Source organism: Bartonella raoultii, from assembly GCF_019659805.1.
In the GTDB taxonomy this organism is placed as follows: domain Bacteria; phylum Pseudomonadota; class Alphaproteobacteria; order Rhizobiales; family Rhizobiaceae; genus Bartonella; species Bartonella raoultii.
In genome coordinates this window covers 130,808-147,726 of sequence record NZ_JAIFRO010000001.1, presented here as the reverse complement: position 1 = coordinate 147,726, position 16,919 = coordinate 130,808, and the positions used below count along the sequence as shown (strand labels likewise).

At 35.9% G+C, this 16,919-nt stretch carries 16 protein-coding genes and 1 tRNA gene; 10 read left to right on the top strand and 7 right to left on the bottom strand.

Annotation, left to right across the window (positions count from 1 at the left end; all coding sequences use genetic code 11):
* Positions 1-21: 21 nt before the first annotated feature.
* Genes K3248_RS00620 through K3248_RS00605 form a run of 4 tightly spaced genes read left to right on the top strand, consistent with a single transcriptional unit; the run spans position 22 to position 3,671 of the window.
* Positions 22-1,092, top strand: a complete 1,071-nt coding sequence (locus K3248_RS00620; RefSeq protein WP_220716446.1) for an ABC transporter permease — start codon at positions 22-24, stop codon at positions 1,090-1,092.
* Positions 1,093-1,094: 2 nt separating this feature from the next.
* Entirely contained in the window at positions 1,095-2,024 is a 930-nt protein-coding gene (locus K3248_RS00615; protein ID WP_220716445.1) for an ABC transporter permease, read from the top strand.
* Positions 2,017-2,892 (top strand): ABC transporter ATP-binding protein, encoded by an 876-nt coding sequence (locus K3248_RS00610; protein ID WP_220716444.1) that lies wholly within the window; start codon positions 2,017-2,019, stop codon positions 2,890-2,892. The genes K3248_RS00615 and K3248_RS00610 overlap by 8 nt, the downstream gene beginning before the upstream one ends.
* Positions 2,889-3,671, top strand: coding sequence for an ABC transporter ATP-binding protein (locus K3248_RS00605; RefSeq protein ID WP_220716443.1), 783 nt, complete (start codon positions 2,889-2,891; stop codon positions 3,669-3,671). Before K3248_RS00610 ends, K3248_RS00605 begins: the two co-directional genes overlap by 4 nt.
* 1,047 nt (positions 3,672-4,718) lie before the next feature.
* On the opposite strand, the gene K3248_RS00600 is transcribed toward K3248_RS00605, so the two are convergent.
* Positions 4,719-4,792, bottom strand: a tRNA-Met gene (locus K3248_RS00600).
* A 182-nt stretch (positions 4,793-4,974) separates the two neighbouring features.
* Here K3248_RS00600 and K3248_RS00595 point away from each other — a divergent pair.
* Together K3248_RS00595 and K3248_RS00590 are read left to right on the top strand one after the other, a co-directional pair.
* A complete protein-coding gene (locus K3248_RS00595; RefSeq protein ID WP_220716442.1) occupies positions 4,975-5,931 on the top strand; it encodes a Gfo/Idh/MocA family protein in 957 nt (318 codons plus the stop codon).
* 49 nt (positions 5,932-5,980) lie between these two features.
* Positions 5,981-7,105 (top strand): DegT/DnrJ/EryC1/StrS family aminotransferase, encoded by a 1,125-nt coding sequence (locus K3248_RS00590; protein WP_220716441.1) that lies wholly within the window; start codon positions 5,981-5,983, stop codon positions 7,103-7,105.
* 241 nt (positions 7,106-7,346) lie between these two features.
* On the opposite strand, the gene K3248_RS00585 is transcribed toward K3248_RS00590, so the two are convergent.
* Together K3248_RS00585 and K3248_RS00580 are read right to left on the bottom strand one after the other, a co-directional pair.
* Positions 7,347-8,006, bottom strand: a complete 660-nt coding sequence (locus K3248_RS00585) for a hypothetical protein (RefSeq protein ID WP_220716440.1) — start codon at positions 8,004-8,006, stop codon at positions 7,347-7,349.
* 26 nt (positions 8,007-8,032) lie between these two features.
* Positions 8,033-8,629 carry a DUF1134 domain-containing protein gene (locus K3248_RS00580; RefSeq protein ID WP_220716439.1) on the bottom strand — a complete coding sequence of 199 codons (597 nt, stop codon included), beginning with the start codon at positions 8,627-8,629 and terminating at the stop codon, positions 8,033-8,035.
* A 219-nt stretch (positions 8,630-8,848) separates the two neighbouring features.
* Here K3248_RS00580 and chpT point away from each other — a divergent pair, with 219 nt between their 5' ends.
* Positions 8,849-9,487, top strand: coding sequence for a histidine phosphotransferase ChpT (gene chpT / locus K3248_RS00575; protein ID WP_220716438.1), 639 nt, complete (start codon positions 8,849-8,851; stop codon positions 9,485-9,487).
* Positions 9,488-9,668: 181 nt separating this feature from the next.
* Here the strand turns inward: chpT and ctrA are convergent, their stop codons facing one another.
* On the bottom strand, positions 9,669-10,370 hold the full coding sequence (gene ctrA / locus K3248_RS00570) for a response regulator transcription factor CtrA (RefSeq protein ID WP_220716437.1): 702 nt from the start codon (positions 10,368-10,370) through the stop codon (positions 9,669-9,671).
* A 561-nt stretch (positions 10,371-10,931) separates the two neighbouring features.
* Between ctrA and K3248_RS00565 the strand changes: the two genes are divergently transcribed.
* Entirely contained in the window at positions 10,932-11,321 is a 390-nt protein-coding gene (locus tag K3248_RS00565; RefSeq protein WP_220716436.1) for a flagellar export protein FliJ, read from the top strand.
* Between the two features lie 129 nt (positions 11,322-11,450).
* Here the strand turns inward: K3248_RS00565 and sciP are convergent, their stop codons facing one another.
* The gene (gene sciP, locus K3248_RS00560; RefSeq protein WP_220716435.1) at positions 11,451-11,726 is read right to left on the bottom strand and encodes a CtrA inhibitor SciP; all 276 of its coding nucleotides are present in this window, start codon (positions 11,724-11,726) and stop codon (positions 11,451-11,453) included.
* Positions 11,727-12,077: 351 nt separating this feature from the next.
* Between sciP and mnmA the strand changes: the two genes are divergently transcribed.
* Positions 12,078-13,307: a tRNA 2-thiouridine(34) synthase MnmA gene (gene mnmA / locus K3248_RS00555; RefSeq protein ID WP_220716434.1), complete on the top strand. Its 1,230-nt coding sequence runs from the start codon at positions 12,078-12,080 to the stop codon at positions 13,305-13,307.
* 37 nt (positions 13,308-13,344) lie between these two features.
* Here the strand turns inward: mnmA and K3248_RS00550 are convergent, their stop codons facing one another.
* Complete coding sequence (locus K3248_RS00550) at positions 13,345-14,160, bottom strand: TrmH family RNA methyltransferase (RefSeq protein WP_220716433.1); 816 nt, start codon at positions 14,158-14,160, stop codon at positions 13,345-13,347.
* 665 nt (positions 14,161-14,825) lie between these two features.
* On the opposite strand from K3248_RS00550, the gene K3248_RS00545 reads away from it, so the two are divergent.
* Positions 14,826-15,734: a cation diffusion facilitator family transporter gene (locus K3248_RS00545; RefSeq protein ID WP_220716432.1), complete on the top strand. Its 909-nt coding sequence runs from the start codon at positions 14,826-14,828 to the stop codon at positions 15,732-15,734.
* Positions 15,735-15,829: 95 nt separating this feature from the next.
* On the opposite strand, the gene K3248_RS00540 is transcribed toward K3248_RS00545, so the two are convergent.
* Positions 15,830-16,732: a metallophosphoesterase family protein gene (locus tag K3248_RS00540; protein WP_220716431.1), complete on the bottom strand. Its 903-nt coding sequence runs from the start codon at positions 16,730-16,732 to the stop codon at positions 15,830-15,832.
* Between the last annotated feature and the right edge of the window lie 187 nt (positions 16,733-16,919).

Genomic DNA, 16,919 nt, shown 5'->3' with positions numbered 1-16,919 from the left:
GCGATGGAGGGGGATATTATAATGGTTTCGCCATCTTCAGAGACTGAAAGAGTAGAATTACAGCAGAAAAAGTTATTGATATGGGACTTTGCTTTCAAGCTATTGAAAATACTCATTTCAGTTTTTGTAACATTGCTTGGGTTGGTGACCATCACTTTTTTTATTGGTCATCTTCTTCCTTTAGATCCTGTTCTTGCTATTCTTGGTGATAATATTAGTCAGGAAGCTTATGATGCAATGTTTTATAGGTTGGGTCTTGATAAACCGTTAGTGGTTCAATATTGGAACTATATTCAGAATATCTTTTTTTTCGATTTTGGTGATGCTTTAACTTCTGGGCGTCCTGTTTTAGAAGATATTATGCGTGTCTTTCCAGCAACCTTAGAGCTTGCGACAGTTGCTATCGTCATTGGTACCTGTTTGGGTATTCCATTTGGAGTTTTTGCAGCAATGTATCGTGATTCATTCATTGATTACTTTGTTCGTATTTTTACACTTTTGAGTTATTCAACACCAACTTTTTGGCTTGGCTTAATGGCATTATTGATATTTTATGCCAAACTTGGCTGGGTTGGTGGTCCAGGACGTATTGACTTTCTTTATGAATATTCTTTTGAACCCAAAACAGGATTTTTTCTTTGGGATACAGTTCGTCAGGGAGCTTGGGAAGCTTTTGGTAATGTCTTTAGTCATATTATTACACCTGCTTTAATTCTAGCTTTTGGTGCTATGGCTTATATTAGTCGTATGACACGTGGGTTTATGGTTGAGCAACTTAATCAGGAATATATCATTACTGCGCGTGTCAAAGGATTATCGTGGGCGCGAACGGTTTGGGGGCATGCTTTCCGCAATGCTGCTGTCCAGATTATTACTGTTGTTGCACTTTCTTATGCTTTTTTATTAGAGGGTGCTGTTTTAACAGAGACAGTTTTTGCTTGGCCTGGCTTTGGACATTACTTAACTAATGCTCTTTTAGCAGGAGATATGAATGCGGTTGTAGGATGTACTTTACTGGTAGGTTTTCTCTTTGTCGCCATTAATTTACTTTCTGACCTGCTTTATCGCATTTTTGATCCAAGGACACGCTGAATATGACACAAATACATCATCAAAAACCGCAGTCATCATCTTCTTTGAAAGGTTGGTTCAATGCTCCTGTCCCACAGTCAGTAGCGCAAGCAAATCTACAAAGAATTTATCATACAGCAATTAAATTTTCTCATAACTTTTCGGCTGTAATTGGTTTGATTATTATTTGTATTATTATTATATGTGCGCTTTTTGCTCCTTGGATTGCAACCCATGATTTTCTTCACAATGATCTTGCCCATCGATTACAGCCTCCATCTTTGTTACATTATTTTGGGACGGATGAATTAGGACGTGATATTTTTAGTCGTCTTGTTTTTGGGGCACGTATTACCCTTTATATTGTTTTCCTCACGACAATTATTGTGGGGCCAATAGGGCTAATTGTGGGAACCGTATCTGGATATGTCGGGGGATGGGTTGATACTATTCTTATGCGTATTGTTGATATTTTTCTTGCTTTTCCAGCTTTAATTTTAGCTCTTGCTTTTTCAGCAGCATTAGGTCCCGGTATTGAAAATGCATCTATTGCAATTTCTATTGCTGCGTGGCCACCAATAGCGCGTTTAGCGCGTGCTGAAACTTTGACAATACGTTCTTCTGATTATGTTTCTGCAATCCGCTTACAGGGCGCATCTGCTTGGCGGATTATTTTGTTTCATATTGCACCGATGTGTATTCCTTCAGTGATTGTACGGTTAACGTTAGATATGTCCGGAATTATTTTAACAGCTGCTGGTCTTGGTTTTTTAGGGTTAGGTGCGCAACTTCCAAGTCCTGAATGGGGTGCAATGCTTTCATCTGGTCGGGAATTTATGATGACAAATTGGTGGTTGGCGGCAATACCAGGGTGCGCAATATTGTTTGCAAGCCTTGCCTTCAATCTGTTGGGTGATGGGCTTCGTGATGTATTGGATCCACGCAATGGATAAAAATTTATTAGAAATAGAAGATTTACGTATTTCTTTTCCTACAACGCATGGGCTTGTAGAAGTTGTGCGCGGTGTTAGTTTTTCTATGGGAAAAGAAAAAATCGGAATTGTTGGTGAATCTGGATCTGGAAAATCAATGACTGGGCGCGCTATACTCAAATTAAGTCCAGCATCTGCAATTGTTAAAGCTAAAAAGATGCGCTTTCATGATATTGATTTATTGACTGCGCGTGAATCTGAAATGAGAACTATTCGGGGTAAGCGTATCTCAATGATTTTACAGGATCCAAAATATTCTCTTAATCCATTAATACGGATTGGGGATCAGATTATGGAAGCTTACCGTATTCATTATCGTGTTTCAAAAGCTGATGCCCGAAAGCAAACAATTTCTATGTTAGAATCTGTTCATATTCGCGACCCTGAACGGGTGATGCGATTATTCCCTCATGAAATATCAGGTGGAATGGGACAGCGTGTAATGATTGCTATGATGCTTATTCCTAAACCTGATTTAATTATTGCAGATGAACCAACCTCTGCGCTTGATATTACAGTCAGGCGTCAGGTTTTATCAGTGTTGGATGCGCTTGTAACAAAATCTGGAATGGGGCTTATTTTTATTAGTCATGATTTGAATATGATTGCTGATTTTTGTGATCGTATTTTGGTGATGTATGCTGGTCGTGTATTAGAAGAATTGCCTGCTTGTGATTTGTCTCGCGCTTGTCATCCTTATACGAAAGCTTTGCTTGCGAGTTTGCCACGGCTGAATAATGCTGTTGATGTTTTGGCTGTTCCTGAGCGTGATCCTGATTGGTTACACAATCCTAAGATTGTTAATGGTGTTGAAGGAGTTGCTCCATGACCCATTGTGAGAATATTATTGATGTTTTGGATTTATCTGTAGCCTTTGGGCATAGGCACAAGGTTGTCAAGGTGGTTAAAAATATTAATTTTCATATTAAGCGTGGTGAAGCTTATGGTTTAATTGGTGAATCAGGGTGTGGAAAGTCAACTATTTTGAATACATTAGTTGGGCGTATCAGAAATTATAGTGGGCATTTCATTTTTGATGGGCAAGAAGTAGAAAAAAAAAGAAATAAGGATTTTTTACGCCGTGTTCAAATGGTTTTTCAAGACCCTTATGCTTCGCTTCATCCAAGAAAAATGGTTCATACGGTTCTTTCTGAATCTCTTAAAATTCATGGTATGGATAATCACAAAAAACGGGTCCATGATGCTTTAAATTCTGTTGGTTTAAATTCTTCATTTCTTTATCGTTATCCGCATGAGTTATCTGGAGGGCAACGTCAGCGTATTGCTCTTGCACGTGCCTTGATTATTGAGCCAGAGATTTTGTTGTTGGATGAGCCAACATCTGCATTAGATGTATCGGTGCAGGCTGAAATTTTAAATTTGTTGAAATCATTACGAGAGGACAAAAAGCTTACTTACTTGATGGTATCCCATGACCTTGCTGTTGTTGCGCATATTTGTGAACGTGTTGGAATTATGCATAAAGGCATTATTCTTGAAGAGCTAAGCAATGATGATTTGCGCAATTTACATGCGCAACATGACTATACAAAAATGTTTTTTGAAGCAAGTATTGAGCCGGTTGTTCATAGAGATGAGAGAGTGTAAGATATTTTTATAGGAAAGAGGATGGAGCTTTTTACTGTCTGTTTTTTTGAATTTGCTTTCTTTACTATGTTTTTCTTGAAACTTTTATGATGATAAATTTTCTTATAAATGTTCTCGTAATATCCTCATTATGCATGACTAGTATATTTATGCAGCATAATTGATACGATTTACATTTTATGACTTTTTTTGGTATTTAGTGCATTTTTGATTTTTATAGGGTGTTTTGTGTGTTCATTAAGACTAAGTTTGATAAGCTATCATAGCTTATCAGAACTATAAAGTTGTATTGTAATGGAAAAGTGCATCATTATTTTATGAGATATATTTTCTTTATCTGGAAAGATAAATTTTTTTCTTTGAAAATATTGTATTCTTTTGGAAAGTTTTTTATTATAAATAAAAATTATTCAAATATTTTTTATTTTTTGTCAAAATTAATTCATTCCTTTTTCTTAAGGAACAATAATTGTTAATATTGAAAGCAATGTTTTGATGTGCTGATCTTGATAATTTTATGATGAGAAATACAGGAATAAAAAAGATACTCTGAAGAGAACATAAAAAAGTTTTTTCATAGTTATTTTTATCATAAAAATACTTTAAATTATATCTATTTAACTTTAATAAAGGAATGTATTGTTTGACATTATATTTTACTATGTGAAAATATAATATATTATATAGGAATATGTAGTCATTTATTGTGATTATTTAACTTTTTTATTAAGCATTTATGTATAAAATGTGCTTTGAAAAGAAAAAAATTAAAAACTCTTTTAAATAATTTTTAAATACAGAAAATTGTTACATATCTAGTAACAAAATATATTGTTAGTAAATTATAACTGAAGAAAAAGAGAATAAAATAGAGGTTAGGCTGATCTATACATTAAAGAAATTAAAAAGGTCTTTGAAGATCCTTTGAGAATCCCTTAAAAATTATTTGAAAGAAAATAAATTGGTACAAAACCTAGTATCAAAATGTAAAAAACCTGGTGGTAAGCTCTATTTATACACAACTTTTGTTAAAAATTATAAAAACGGTAGCGGAGGAGGGATTTGAACCCCCGACACAAGGATTATGATTCCTCTGCTCTAACCTACTGAGCTACTCCGCCTAACAAATATGCAAAAAAAGATAATATGGTCGTACTTCATCTTATCTTATGCGGATATAAGAGGTAGAATAGTCAGATGTCAAGCATCCTTTTTAAGCTTTTCTCTTGTCATTCTATTTTATCCTCGATATGGAATAGATGAAAGCTATTTTTTTATAGGATGAGTGGGGTGAGGCATAAAAATGTTGCCACGTGTAGCGGTTTTGGGATGCGGTCATTGGGGTGAAAATCATATACGAACTCTTCAGAGTCTTGGAGCTTTAGAAGCAGTTTCTGATGTTGATAATGCGCGTGCTGCAAGTTTTGCAAATTTATATGGCGTTGAGGCTATTCTACCTGATGATCTTTTTACGCATAAAAATATTGATGCATTGATATTAGCTCTGCCTCCACAGTTTCACACAGAAAATGTGCTTCGTGCTGTAAAAAATGGTAAAGATGTTTTGGTGGAAAAACCAATAGCCTTGAATGTTGTAGATGCTGAGCGTCAAGTGCAGGCTGCTCATGCCTATGGGAAGCTTTTAATGGTGGGACATGTTTTGCGGTTTCATCCTGCGTTTGAAAAAATATGTGAATTGGTGAAAAAGAAAGAACTAGGGGAGCTGCGTTACCTTTATTCTCATCGATTAGGCTTTGGAAAATTTCATACACAAAGTGATGCTTTATGGGATCTTGCTCCTCATGATCTCTCGATGATTCTTGCTTTGACGGGATGTGAACCTTCCAAAATTTTGGGGGAGGGGGCGGCTGTTATTGATAAGCTTTCTGATTTTTCCCATATTCATATGACTTTCCCAAATGGTATACAAAGTCATCTTTTTGCTTCACGCTTTACTCCCTATCGTGAAAGGCGTTTAACGGTTGTTGGCACAAAAGCTATACTTGTTTTTGATGATATGGAACCTTGGAACCGTAAATTGTCATTGCATCATTTTGCTGTTTGGAAAAAAAATAAAGAGTGGGCTTTTCGTATGGATGAGCCAAATTACATCGACATTTGTGAAGATTTACCGCTTACTCGAGAGCTGAAGCATTTTCTTCATTGTATTGAAACGCGTCAAGCACCTCGTACAAATGGTGAGGATGCTCTTGCTATTTTACGGATTTTAACTGCTGCTCATGTCAATTATCATGAATAAAAGAGATAAGTAGCGCTTTTGCATTTTTGAGATAATCAATGGAGTAAATATGCAATTCATCGACCTTGGAGCGCAGCATGCGCGTATTGAAGATAAAATTAATGCTGCAATAGCGCATGTGGTCGCTAGTGGTAAATATATTTTGGGGCCAAAAGTTACAGAATTTGAAGAGAGATTGGCAGACTATCTTGGTGTTAAACATGTCATTGCATGTGCGAATGGAACTGATGCGCTGAAAATGCCTCTTATGGCTAAAAAGATTGGTCCAGGTGATGCGGTTTTTTGTCCAAGCTTCACGTTTTCTGCAACAGCTGAAGTTATCGCTTTGGTAGGAGCTGAACCTGTTTTTGTGGATGTTTTATCCGATACATTTAATATGAATGTTGAAAAACTTTGTGAAGCAATCAAAATGATCAAGAAAGAAGGACGACTTAAACCAAAGGCTATTATTACCGTCGATTTGTTTGGTCTTCCAGCTGATTATGCACAAATAGCTAAAGTAGCAGAAAAGGAAAATCTTTTTGTTATTGAAGATGCTGCTCAGTCAATGGGGGGAAGAAGTGCTAATATTATGTGTGGTGCTTTTGGTGATGTGGCGGCGACAAGTTTTTATCCTGCAAAACCACTAGGATGTTATGGCGATGGTGGTGCTATGATGACCAATAATGATCATTTGGCCGCACTTTTACGTTCTATCCTTTTTCACGGTAAAGGCGAAACACAATATGACAATGTGCGTATTGGAATGAACTCGCGTTTAGATGCTATTCAGGCCGCAATTTTGTTAGAAAAGTTTGCTATCTTTGAAGATGAAATGGAAAAACGGGTAAAAATTGCTCAACGTTATTCTAATGGTTTAAGAGATATTGTTGAAGTTCCAGAAGTTGGAGAAAATGTCCGTTGTGCCTATGCACAATATACTCTTAAAGTAAAAAATCGTGACGAATTAAAAGACTATTTGCAAAAGAACTCTATTCCTACAATGATTTATTACAAAACTCCCTTGCATCAACAGCCAGCTTATAAGCATTTTCCTTATATAGAAGGTTCTCTTTCTGTTTCTGATTCTTTAGGAGAGAGTGTGTTAAGTTTACCGATGCATCCTTATTTGATACAAGCTGATCAGGATATGATTATCCAGAAAATAAGAGATTTTTATCATTCTTCAAAATGAGTGCTTTTGTCTTTGAAAACTATTGAAGAGCTGACTTTATTGGAATATTTTTTTAAAGGTATTTTTGCGCAATAATTAACGAATACGTTAAAATGAGAAACAATGCTATAAAGCATGCCATTTATATATAAAAAAAGTGCCTTATTTTTTATATTAACATGAAAAAATTTGCTGTATCAGAGATGTCTTGTTAAGGATTCATTGACGCTAATCTTTAGATCTAGTTATTTTTAAAGATAATTTATGTAAGAGGCGTTTTTTTCATGTTGGTAATTTTTTCACGAATACGTGACGCTAGGTCGTTCTTATTTAGGGATTGTTCAACGTAGGTATTAATGGGAGATGATTCACCTTCTTGTAGCGCTATTTGAGCAGCTAATGTTGCAGCTAATTCCTTTGTTTCTTCACGAAGTTCATTAAGCAGTTGATGACTTGTTGTGTTGTCAAGTGCACTGGTTTGAATTTTTTCAAGACATTGCTGATAATGTGCAATTTTTTCACGCATAGCTTTTATTTCCTTTATAACGGTGTCTGTTGCAAGAGTACTTTGTTGTTTTTTTGTTATAAGTGCTTCTTTATGAGGAGAAGAAGATGTATCTTGTGTGGGAAGACAAAAACGATAAAGCTGTTCTATGATTTGGCCTAGTTGTATTTTCTGCTGAGCATATTTTTTTTGTAAAGATTCGTATTTTTGTTCGTTATGCGCCAGTTCAAGAGCATGTTGTGCACAGAGAAAATCGTAGTTTGCTTCTATTTCAGTGCGTGATAATGGAATTTGTGCAGAAACCTTCTTATGTGCAAAATGAATAGCTTTGCGCCAAATAAGAGGAGCCAAAAGCACGAGTAACCAAGAGATGGAGGCAACTCCAAGAATAAAAAAAAGAATGGATTGAATAAGCATAAATCCTCTTTTCAATGAGAGTTTGTTTAAAATGGATTCCATGTTGGTTTTGGTGTTAATTTTAAATATCCTATATTAATACCAAGACGTGCACCAATGCCTGTCCGTACCGGAATTAACAGAATATTGTGGCGTTTTAGGACATGAAAACCAACTCCTGCAATTAAATAGGCTGAACCTGAAATACCACCATAGCGTCCCCATAAATTATTTATACTATTGAGATCATAAACTAAAATCATTAAACGGGATCCTTGACCACCAAAATCCCATCCCACAGATGGGCCTTGCCAAAAAACTTTATACTGGCCGTAGTTTTTGATAAAAATTGTTCCTTCACCATAGGTTAATCCAGCAAAAAAGGCACCAGAAGCCTCTTCTCCTAAAATATAGGCATTGGGATAACCATATTGTGAAAAGATATTTTGAAGTGCTACTGCTATACCGCTGGCAGTTTTTCCAAAAAAAGTATGACCAGAATCGATAATTTCTTGCAGTGAATAATGGGGTTCGTTTTTTTCTATTGGTCGGAATTGAGCGTTTACAGGAAGTATGGTGACGAATAAAAGTAATATTAAAAATGTAATACTTTTGTATAAGCGTATAAGAAGAGAAAAAGTCATAGAGATTTTCCTTTTATTAGTTGTAAACAAAAATATAATATTAGTATTTTCATTCGTTTGAAAGAAAAAATAAAATATAAACTTATTTTCACTTTTGAATTTATTTTACTAAAAATATTTAGTGTAATTGTTAAAGTTTCATATATGTGTGTATGAGATGTTAAGATTTTTTCTTTAAAATAGGGTGTGTTTTTTCATTTTTAGGAGTTTTCTATAACTATGACATTAACTGTTTCTTTAAAGCCAACCGATCTTGCTGCTTTGCTTTGTAGCCGTATTTGCCATGATTTGATTTCACCTGTTGGTGCTATTCAAAATGCGATGGAGCTTTATGATGAAGGAGGAGCTGATGAAGATGCTTTGCAATTGGTACGTTGGTCTGTTGCAAGTGCTTCTGCGCGTCTACAATTTGCAAGATTGGCTTTTGGTTTTTCAGGGGCAAGTGGGGAGCAAATAGATACACGTTCCGCTGAACAGGTTGCTCAACAGTATATGAAAGAAGAAAAAGCAACTTTAAAATGGCAAGCACCTGCTATGCTTTTACCTAAAAATGAAGTGAAGCTTTTGCTTAATTTGTTGTTAATTGCAAATGTAACCGTTTCTCGTGGTGGTGAAGTGGTTGTTATGATTTTACAAAATGAAAAGAAACGTTCTTTTCGCTTTGAGATTTGTGGTGAAACTTTACGTATTCCTTCTCATTTTCGTGCTTTATATGATGGAAAGCTTCAAGAAGAACATATTGATGCGCATGTCATTCAATTTTACTATACAATGTTACTTGCTGAAATGACAGCTATGAAGCTAAATCTCGATGAGATGAAAAATTGTATCATCTTGGAGAGTGTCAAGAGTCTTTGAGTAAAATTGAGGGCTTTTAAAATTATTTTGAAAAAAGTTTAAGATTTTTTCTGTAAGCAAAGATGATGAGGGCTTTTAAGTTGTAAGTTTTTCTTCTTATAAAAGTTTTTTTGTGTTTTTATAATGGGGGAAAAATCTCGGCCCGCTATATTCCGAGATTTTACAATGTGACTTTCACTGTTTAAGCGGTTTTACGTACGTTTTCTTCAACTGGATCACGTAATACGTAACCACGTCCCCAAACTGTATCGATGTAATTTATACTAGAGGAAACAGCTTCTAGTTTTTTCCGTAATTTACAGATAAATACATCAATAATTTTAAGCTCTGGTTCATCCATTCCACCGTAGAGATGATTGAGGAACATTTCCTTGGTGAGTGTTGTACCTTTACGCAGAGAGAGTAGTTCTAGCATTTGATATTCTTTACCAGTTAAATGGACGGGATGTCCTGCAACTTCAACAGTTTTTGTGTCAAGGTTAACGGTGAGATCACCGGTAACAATAACCGATTGTGCGTGGCCTTTAGAGCGACGAACAACTGCATGAATACGCGCAATGAGCTCATCTTTATGGAAAGGCTTTGTCATATAGTCATCAGCACCAAAGCCAAAACCTCGAACTTTATCTTCAATAGCACTCATGCCGGAAAGAATGAGCACTGGGGTTTTTATTTTTGCCAATCTTAGGGTCCGCAAGACATCATAACCTGACATATCAGGAAGATTTAGATCTAGCAAAATGATATCGTAATCATAAAGCTTTCCTAAATCGACACCTTCTTCACCTAGATCAGTGATATAGACATTAAAATTTGCTGACTTTAGCATGAGCTCAATGCTTTGAGTCGTTGCTTTATCATCTTCAATTAATAATACGCGCATCTTAGATCCCTCACTTTGCTCCTTCCGAATCAAAAGGAGCATATTTATTTCATAACAGTTGGTAAAACCACTGTTTATAAAAGATAATTCATGAAATCAAACACTTATAATAAAAGCGTCGATGAATGTTTTCAGTAGTACGCGTAACAATCACCACTGAATTCTTCACTATCTATGATAGTGGTTAACAAAATATTTTTATTTTTAAAAGAGATTAACAAAATTATTTTACAAAAATCATATATTTTTAAATTCCATTGGAAATAAAAGGATTTTTTTGCATGTTTAAAGTTAAAAAAAGTGGTAATAGATTCTTTTAAATCACTTTTTTACCATTTTAGCATTTATTTACCGAGCTTTAAATTTCTTTATTTTATAGTGAAAGAAAAAATGAGGAAATGATGGTTCCTCCTTAGAGCAGATTGTGTGTGCAGATGCTTTAAGGAAAAGCAGGAAATTATAGTTTCAAGTAAAAATAGACTGTTTTGCGTTAGAAAAATAAGAACCTCTGTGTAGACACAGATACAAATTTTTAGCTAGCGTAATCAAGGAGTAATGAGTATGAAGCCACGGGAAAGTATGGTGCAATTGAAGATGTTTCAAGTGCGTGCAAAGCGTCGTGAAATCGCACAGCTTGATATGATGATTGTAGAGTTTGAGCGAATGGTATTAGAGTTAGAAGCACAAATTATGAAGGAAGAACGTAAATCTGGCAACACGGATGTTCATCATTTTGCTTATTCAGCTTTTGCTCGTGCAGCACGGCAAAGGCGTGATAATTTGGTCAATTCAATTCGTGATTTACAGCTTCAGAAAACAAATGCTGAAATTGTTCTCCATGAAGCTCATACAGAGTTGCAACGTGCTAAACTCTTGGAAGCGCGAGGAAGTGGAACAATACGTGGGGATGATGATATTGTTATTCAATCAAATTCGATGACGGGATCATGAAGATTTGTATTTAAAGATAAACTGTCAGTTTTTTAAGGAATTGAAAGCAAAAAACCGCCAAATATATAACAAATTTGGCGGTTTTTAGCCTGTGCTTTAAAGCGCATGATCTATTGTTATCGATAGCAATTAATGCCTGTAGTGTTGGATTCTGGTTGTTCGTAACCCTGCCAAGCCGTGTTCGTCGATTAAACTCTGCCATGAAAGAAATTCTTCTACGGTTAAGGTATAACGTTGACACGCTTCATCAAGACTTAACAATCCTCCTCTGACAGCCGCAACAACTTCCGCTTTACGGCGAATTACCCACCGCCGTGTTGTTTTTGGCGGTAGGTCTGCAATTGTAAGTGGACTTCCATCTGGTCCGATAACATATTTCATTTGTGTTTTCATCAAATTGGTCATTGTATTCTCTATTTTGAGTCAAGGACTTGATTCGTTTGTAAAACATGAAATTTAAAAAAGAGCTAAACACGCTGAAAGAAAAAATTAATAAAGTAAGTTTGCATAAGTAAAGCTATGGTTCAAAATGAAGCGGCAAGAAAAATGAAGTGCTCTATTTGGAAGGATTTTTGAAAAAGAATAGATAGGATTTTTTTTAATGCCTTATTTCTATCATTCTTTTTTGTTTTCAGCCGCTTTTAAGAAAGTGATGCTATTGGTTGTGGAAAGGTTTAAAAAACAATATATAAGAATAAAGAAGCGTATGCTTTAAGAATATTAACAATGGGTATCCATTAAATAGAGAATAGATATATGTTTTTAAACAGTCTTGATTTGCCCGGAGAACCTAAAAACTCTCGCATTGTTGTTGCAATGTCAGGAGGGGTTGATTCATCAGTTGTTGCGGGTCTTTTGAAAAAAGAAGGGTATGATGTCATTGGAATTACCTTACAGCTTTATGATCATGGAGCTGCAACACATCGGGTGGGAGCATGTTGTGCTGGACAAGATATTGAAGATGCTCGCCGTGTAGCAGAAATATTGGGAATTCCTCATTATGTTCTTGATTATGAAAAGCGATTTCGTGAAGCGGTTATTGATCCTTTTGCAGAAAGTTACGCTCATGGTGAAACACCCGTACCATGTGTGGCCTGTAATCAGACTGTTAAATTTGCTGACTTATTAGCAACTGCACGCCAATTAGGAGCAGATGCTTTGGCAACGGGCCATTATATTCGTTCGTGTGCTCATGGAGCGCATCGCGCACTTTTTCGTCCTCTCGATAGCGACCGTGATCAAAGTTATTTTCTTTTTGCAACCACACAAGAACAGATTGATTATTTGCGTTTTCCACTTGGTGATCTTCCGAAGACACGTGTGCGTGAAATAGCAGCAGAAATGGGCCTTGTTGTTGCCAATAAGCATGACAGCCAAGATATTTGTTTTGTTCCACAAGGAAAATATTCTGATGTTATCACGAAATTACGTCCAGAGGCTGCCAATCCTGGAATGATTGTTCATATTGATGGAAAGGTTTTAGGCAAACATTCAGGAATTGTTAATTATACTATTGGTCAGCGTCGTGGCATTGGTGTTGCAACGGGGGAGGCGCTTTATGTCGTTTATCTTGATGTAGAAAATGCGCGTGTTATTGTTGGTCCCCGTGAAACACTGGAAACGCATAAGCTTTTTTTGCGTGATGTGAATTGGCTTGGTGATGAGGCATTAGAGAACTTTCCTTCTGATGGTGTTGAAGTTGCCGTAAAAGTCCGCTCAACACGTCCTCCTCATCTTGCTCGATTGTTTTATCAAGAAGGCGCTTTTTCTGTTGAATTGTTAGAGTGTGAAAATGGTGTAGCACCAGGACAGGCTTGTGTTCTTTATGATGGAAATGATCAACAAGCGCGTGTTCTTGGAGGTGGATTTGTTACCCATTCAGAACGTGCTGCTGATATTGAAGTGATGTTAAAACGCCTTTTATGCAATTTGGAAACAAAAGCGCCTGCTCCCTCTGAACTTACAACAACAGCTTCTTATAAATAACATAGCTAGGTTTGATAAACTGAAAATTGTGTTATCTTTAGAGGAGTTTATCAAAATTACTAAAATGTGATAGGGCAATAGCTGATGCTGTAGCAACATTAAGACTATCAAATCCATGGGCCATGGGAATACGTAAAGTTTTCGATTTTTGTAATACATGGGGTGGTAAGCCATTACCTTCTGTTCCTAAAATAAGTGCTATCCTTTTTGTTTTTTTGGCTTGTTTTAAAGTGTATGAAGCAGAAGGGGAAAGCGCATAAAGGTGAAAATTTGCAGCGTTGAGAGCTGCTAGAATATCGTGAATATCAGCGTGTTGTGTATAAGGGACCTTTAAAGCAGCACCAGCAGAAACTCTGATTGATTTGCGGTAGAGTGGATCGCATGAGGTTTTGTCAACGATGATACCATCACTGGCAAAGGCAGCTGCGTTGCGAAAAAGAGCTCCCATATTATCGTGATTAGAAATTCCACATAAAACCAAAATTAAAGCTTTGCTTGGAAGATTTTGTAAAAAACTTTGTAACGATGGCAGTGTCTTGCGTTGACCAATACCGAGTATACCACGATGAACATGAAAGCCAGCGATGTTATCCATAATGTTTTGTGGAACACAGTATATAGGGCATGTTGGTTGTGTTATTTCTAAAAGAGACATAAGCCCAGGAAGGCGCTTTGTCACAATAAGAAAGGAGAGAGCAGAAAACTCTTTTGAATGCAGTAGTGCTGATAATATTATTTTTCCTTCAGCGATAAATTTATGTTGCCGTCCAACAAGGTCTTTTTCACGAATGTTTTGATAATCTTTTAAACGTAGATCATGCGGGTCATAAATTGTTGTGATATTCAAATGCATAAGGGTCTTTTAACGTGTTTTTTTCTAAATCGCTAGATTTTGAAATTTGCTTTTTTTGAAGAAAGAGGTCAAAAAATATAAATTTTAAAACCTATGATAGAATTATGTTGACATAATACAACCATAGGTATAATATGCAAATACCAAGTACGGCACAATCTAGTGTTTTCGTGTTGGGTACAGGGTCTTGGGTCCCCGCTATTTCCCAAGTCTTGTATGCCCTTAATTCCTAAGGGAAAAGAATCTGGGTCCCCAATGCCCAGATTCTTTTTTTTAATTTTTCTATTATGTCTAAAAATGGTTTTTAGATGTTTTATGATCTCCTTTTTTAATTTATAAAGGTTATAAGTTTGCAGAATAATGCAAGCTGCTTTTTTGTTGTGTACAGTGATGTAGATTGATTATGATACGTATCATAGGATTAATAAATGGTGCGTAAATGCGATGTATTTTAGAAAATAGACTTATTGTTTTTAAGTTATATCTGTGTGCTTTGGTTTATATCGCATTTCGTGTAGTAGAGGGATGTTGCTAAAATGATATCCTTAAAAGGTTATTTTATAGCATAAAAATTTCTCTCTCTTGAGATGGTATTGGCGATATATCAAAAATATTATTATATGGTTGAATCGCATTATCCCTTATTACGAAAAAAGGGCGTGGTTATGGATATAAAAATCAATATACAAAGCTTGACTCTATACTCTATTTTCGTTGCTTGTATCGTTTTTGCTTTGAAATATTGGGCATATCATATCACAGGTTCGGTTGCACTTTATTCGGATGCATTGGAATCAATCGTTAATATATTGACAGCATTGGTAGCATGGTGGGCTGTTAAAATAAGTATGAAGCCGGCCGATCAAGACCATCCTTTTGGCCATCATAAGGCAGAATATTTTTCTGCAATTCTTGAAGGGATACTTATCATTATCGCAGCTATCATTATTTTAAAGGAAGCATGGATAGCTCTTTCAACCATTAAATTATTACAACAGCCTGGAATATGGCTCGTGATTCATCTTGCTGCTAGTATTATCAATTATATATGGGGCGTTATTCTTATTCGGCAGGGAAAAATCCACCGCTCACCGGCTTTAAAAGCTGATGGAACGCATTTTATAACAGATGTTTTTACCTCACTTGCTATTTTAGTAGGGCTAGTGGTTGGTTTCTTCGGTGGTTGGAGTATTTTAGATCCAATTTTAGCAATAATTGTTGCTGTCCATATTCTTTTTCAGGGATGGAAAGTAATAAATAATGCTGTTCAAGGATTGATGGATGTTGGTGTGGAATTGAATGAAACTATGCGTATTCGGGAACTTATTTCTGCTAATGCACATGGTGCACTGGAAGTTCATGATTTGCGTACGCGTGTTGCTGGTAGAGTGACGTTTATAGAATTTCATTTGGTTGTACCGGCGACAATGCAGGTAGGGGAAGCGCATCAGATTTGTGATAAAATTGAGGGAGTTCTTCAAAAAGAGTTTGATAATGTGCGTATTTCTATTCATGTCGAGCCAGAAGAAGAGGCAAAATTGCCTCCAGGAACAACGATGGTCCCTTTTATATAGAAATTTTCTTCACGCATCTTATTTTTTAAAAAAATATGAATTAAAGAATATCTTTGTTTTTGCTGTTTTTACAATTTTACGAAGGTTACAAAATATTAAAGATCTATAGTTTCTGTACAGGCTATTTCATTTTGAGGATTAATAAGGCTATAGCGTTGCAGTTGACAATGCCATTGATGGTGAGAGTGTTCAATTGCAAACAAGTTGAAGCTTGCGGGTGGTTTTTTATCACCAAATGCTTGTGAGGCGGAAGAAACACCAACAATAGGAATCTTTTTCATTGTTCCTTCAATGGTATTCAATGTGGGTAAATGCGTATGTCCATGAAGAATAAGCTCGCATCCGTGATGCTTAATAACATTTAAAAAGCGCTCGATCCCCCATAATTTTTTATGCCAAGAAGTTGCATTGTGAAAGGGAGGATGATGAATCATCACAACACGAAAGAGATTACGCGCTAAAGCTTCTGTTAAAAGTTGTGATAAAGTTTGCGCTTGCGTTTTGCCAAAATAGCCAAAAGCTTGAAAAGGTGGTGTTGCAATGGCCGAAGAAGCAGCGATAATGGCGACATTTTTACGAATGCGCATATAAGGAAAGGGAAGAGCATTCTTTTGAGGAATATCGCTTGTAATCCAAGGTTGGAAAAAAGTGCAAGCTTTGTGCAAAGCGCCACGGACATAGGCATCATGATTTCCAAATGTTAAAGAAATATTTTGAGGTTGTCCTTGTTTTAGTAACCAATGACGTGCTTGTTCAAACTCTTTATCTAAAGCAAGATTAACAAGATCACCAGATATTACAAGATGATCAGGATTCTTCTTTTTTAAAGTGTGTAGAACAGCTTCTAGGCCATTTGTTGCCATTTGATTCTTTCGTTTTTTCTGCCAATTAAGATAGCCGGTAAGACGCTTCCCAAAGAGCTCAAATAAGGAAGGTGATGGTAGCGGTGAAAGATGCACATCTGAAATATGGGCGAGATAAAACATGGGCGTTAACATAGTGTAAAAGACGATTTAGCTAATAAACATAAGCTAAATTGGTGCATTTTTGAAGACAATAGAAGCCTTGCCAAATGAAAACCGTTTCTTGAAAATACAAAAAAGCTTTTTTTGAATTTATACTATATTTATTTTTAAAATGAAAAGGAAAGCATGGTAGACATATTTATATTATTACAGGTTATGT

What these genes read in the sequence shown, in the direction of transcription:
- K3248_RS00620 (WP_220716446.1), top strand. Translation starts at nt 22, where the DNA reads ATGGTTTCGCCATCTTCAGAGACTGAAAGAGTAGAATTACAGCAGAAA.
- K3248_RS00615 (WP_220716445.1), top strand. Translation starts at nt 1,095, where the DNA reads ATGACACAAATACATCATCAAAAACCGCAGTCATCATCTTCTTTGAAA.
- K3248_RS00610 (WP_220716444.1), top strand. Translation starts at nt 2,017, where the DNA reads ATGGATAAAAATTTATTAGAAATAGAAGATTTACGTATTTCTTTTCCT.
- K3248_RS00605 (WP_220716443.1), top strand. Translation starts at nt 2,889, where the DNA reads ATGACCCATTGTGAGAATATTATTGATGTTTTGGATTTATCTGTAGCC.
- K3248_RS00595 (WP_220716442.1), top strand. Translation starts at nt 4,975, where the DNA reads ATGTTGCCACGTGTAGCGGTTTTGGGATGCGGTCATTGGGGTGAAAAT.
- K3248_RS00590 (WP_220716441.1), top strand. Translation starts at nt 5,981, where the DNA reads ATGCAATTCATCGACCTTGGAGCGCAGCATGCGCGTATTGAAGATAAA.
- K3248_RS00585 (WP_220716440.1), bottom strand. Translation starts at nt 8,006, where the DNA reads ATGCTTATTCAATCCATTCTTTTTTTTATTCTTGGAGTTGCCTCCATC.
- K3248_RS00580 (WP_220716439.1), bottom strand. Translation starts at nt 8,629, where the DNA reads ATGACTTTTTCTCTTCTTATACGCTTATACAAAAGTATTACATTTTTA.
- chpT (WP_220716438.1), top strand. Translation starts at nt 8,849, where the DNA reads ATGACATTAACTGTTTCTTTAAAGCCAACCGATCTTGCTGCTTTGCTT.
- ctrA (WP_220716437.1), bottom strand. Translation starts at nt 10,370, where the DNA reads ATGCGCGTATTATTAATTGAAGATGATAAAGCAACGACTCAAAGCATT.
- K3248_RS00565 (WP_220716436.1), top strand. Translation starts at nt 10,932, where the DNA reads ATGAAGCCACGGGAAAGTATGGTGCAATTGAAGATGTTTCAAGTGCGT.
- sciP (WP_220716435.1), bottom strand. Translation starts at nt 11,726, where the DNA reads ATGACCAATTTGATGAAAACACAAATGAAATATGTTATCGGACCAGAT.
- mnmA (WP_220716434.1), top strand. Translation starts at nt 12,078, where the DNA reads ATGTTTTTAAACAGTCTTGATTTGCCCGGAGAACCTAAAAACTCTCGC.
- K3248_RS00550 (WP_220716433.1), bottom strand. Translation starts at nt 14,160, where the DNA reads ATGCATTTGAATATCACAACAATTTATGACCCGCATGATCTACGTTTA.
- K3248_RS00545 (WP_220716432.1), top strand. Translation starts at nt 14,826, where the DNA reads ATGGATATAAAAATCAATATACAAAGCTTGACTCTATACTCTATTTTC.
- K3248_RS00540 (WP_220716431.1), bottom strand. Translation starts at nt 16,732, where the DNA reads ATGTTAACGCCCATGTTTTATCTCGCCCATATTTCAGATGTGCATCTT.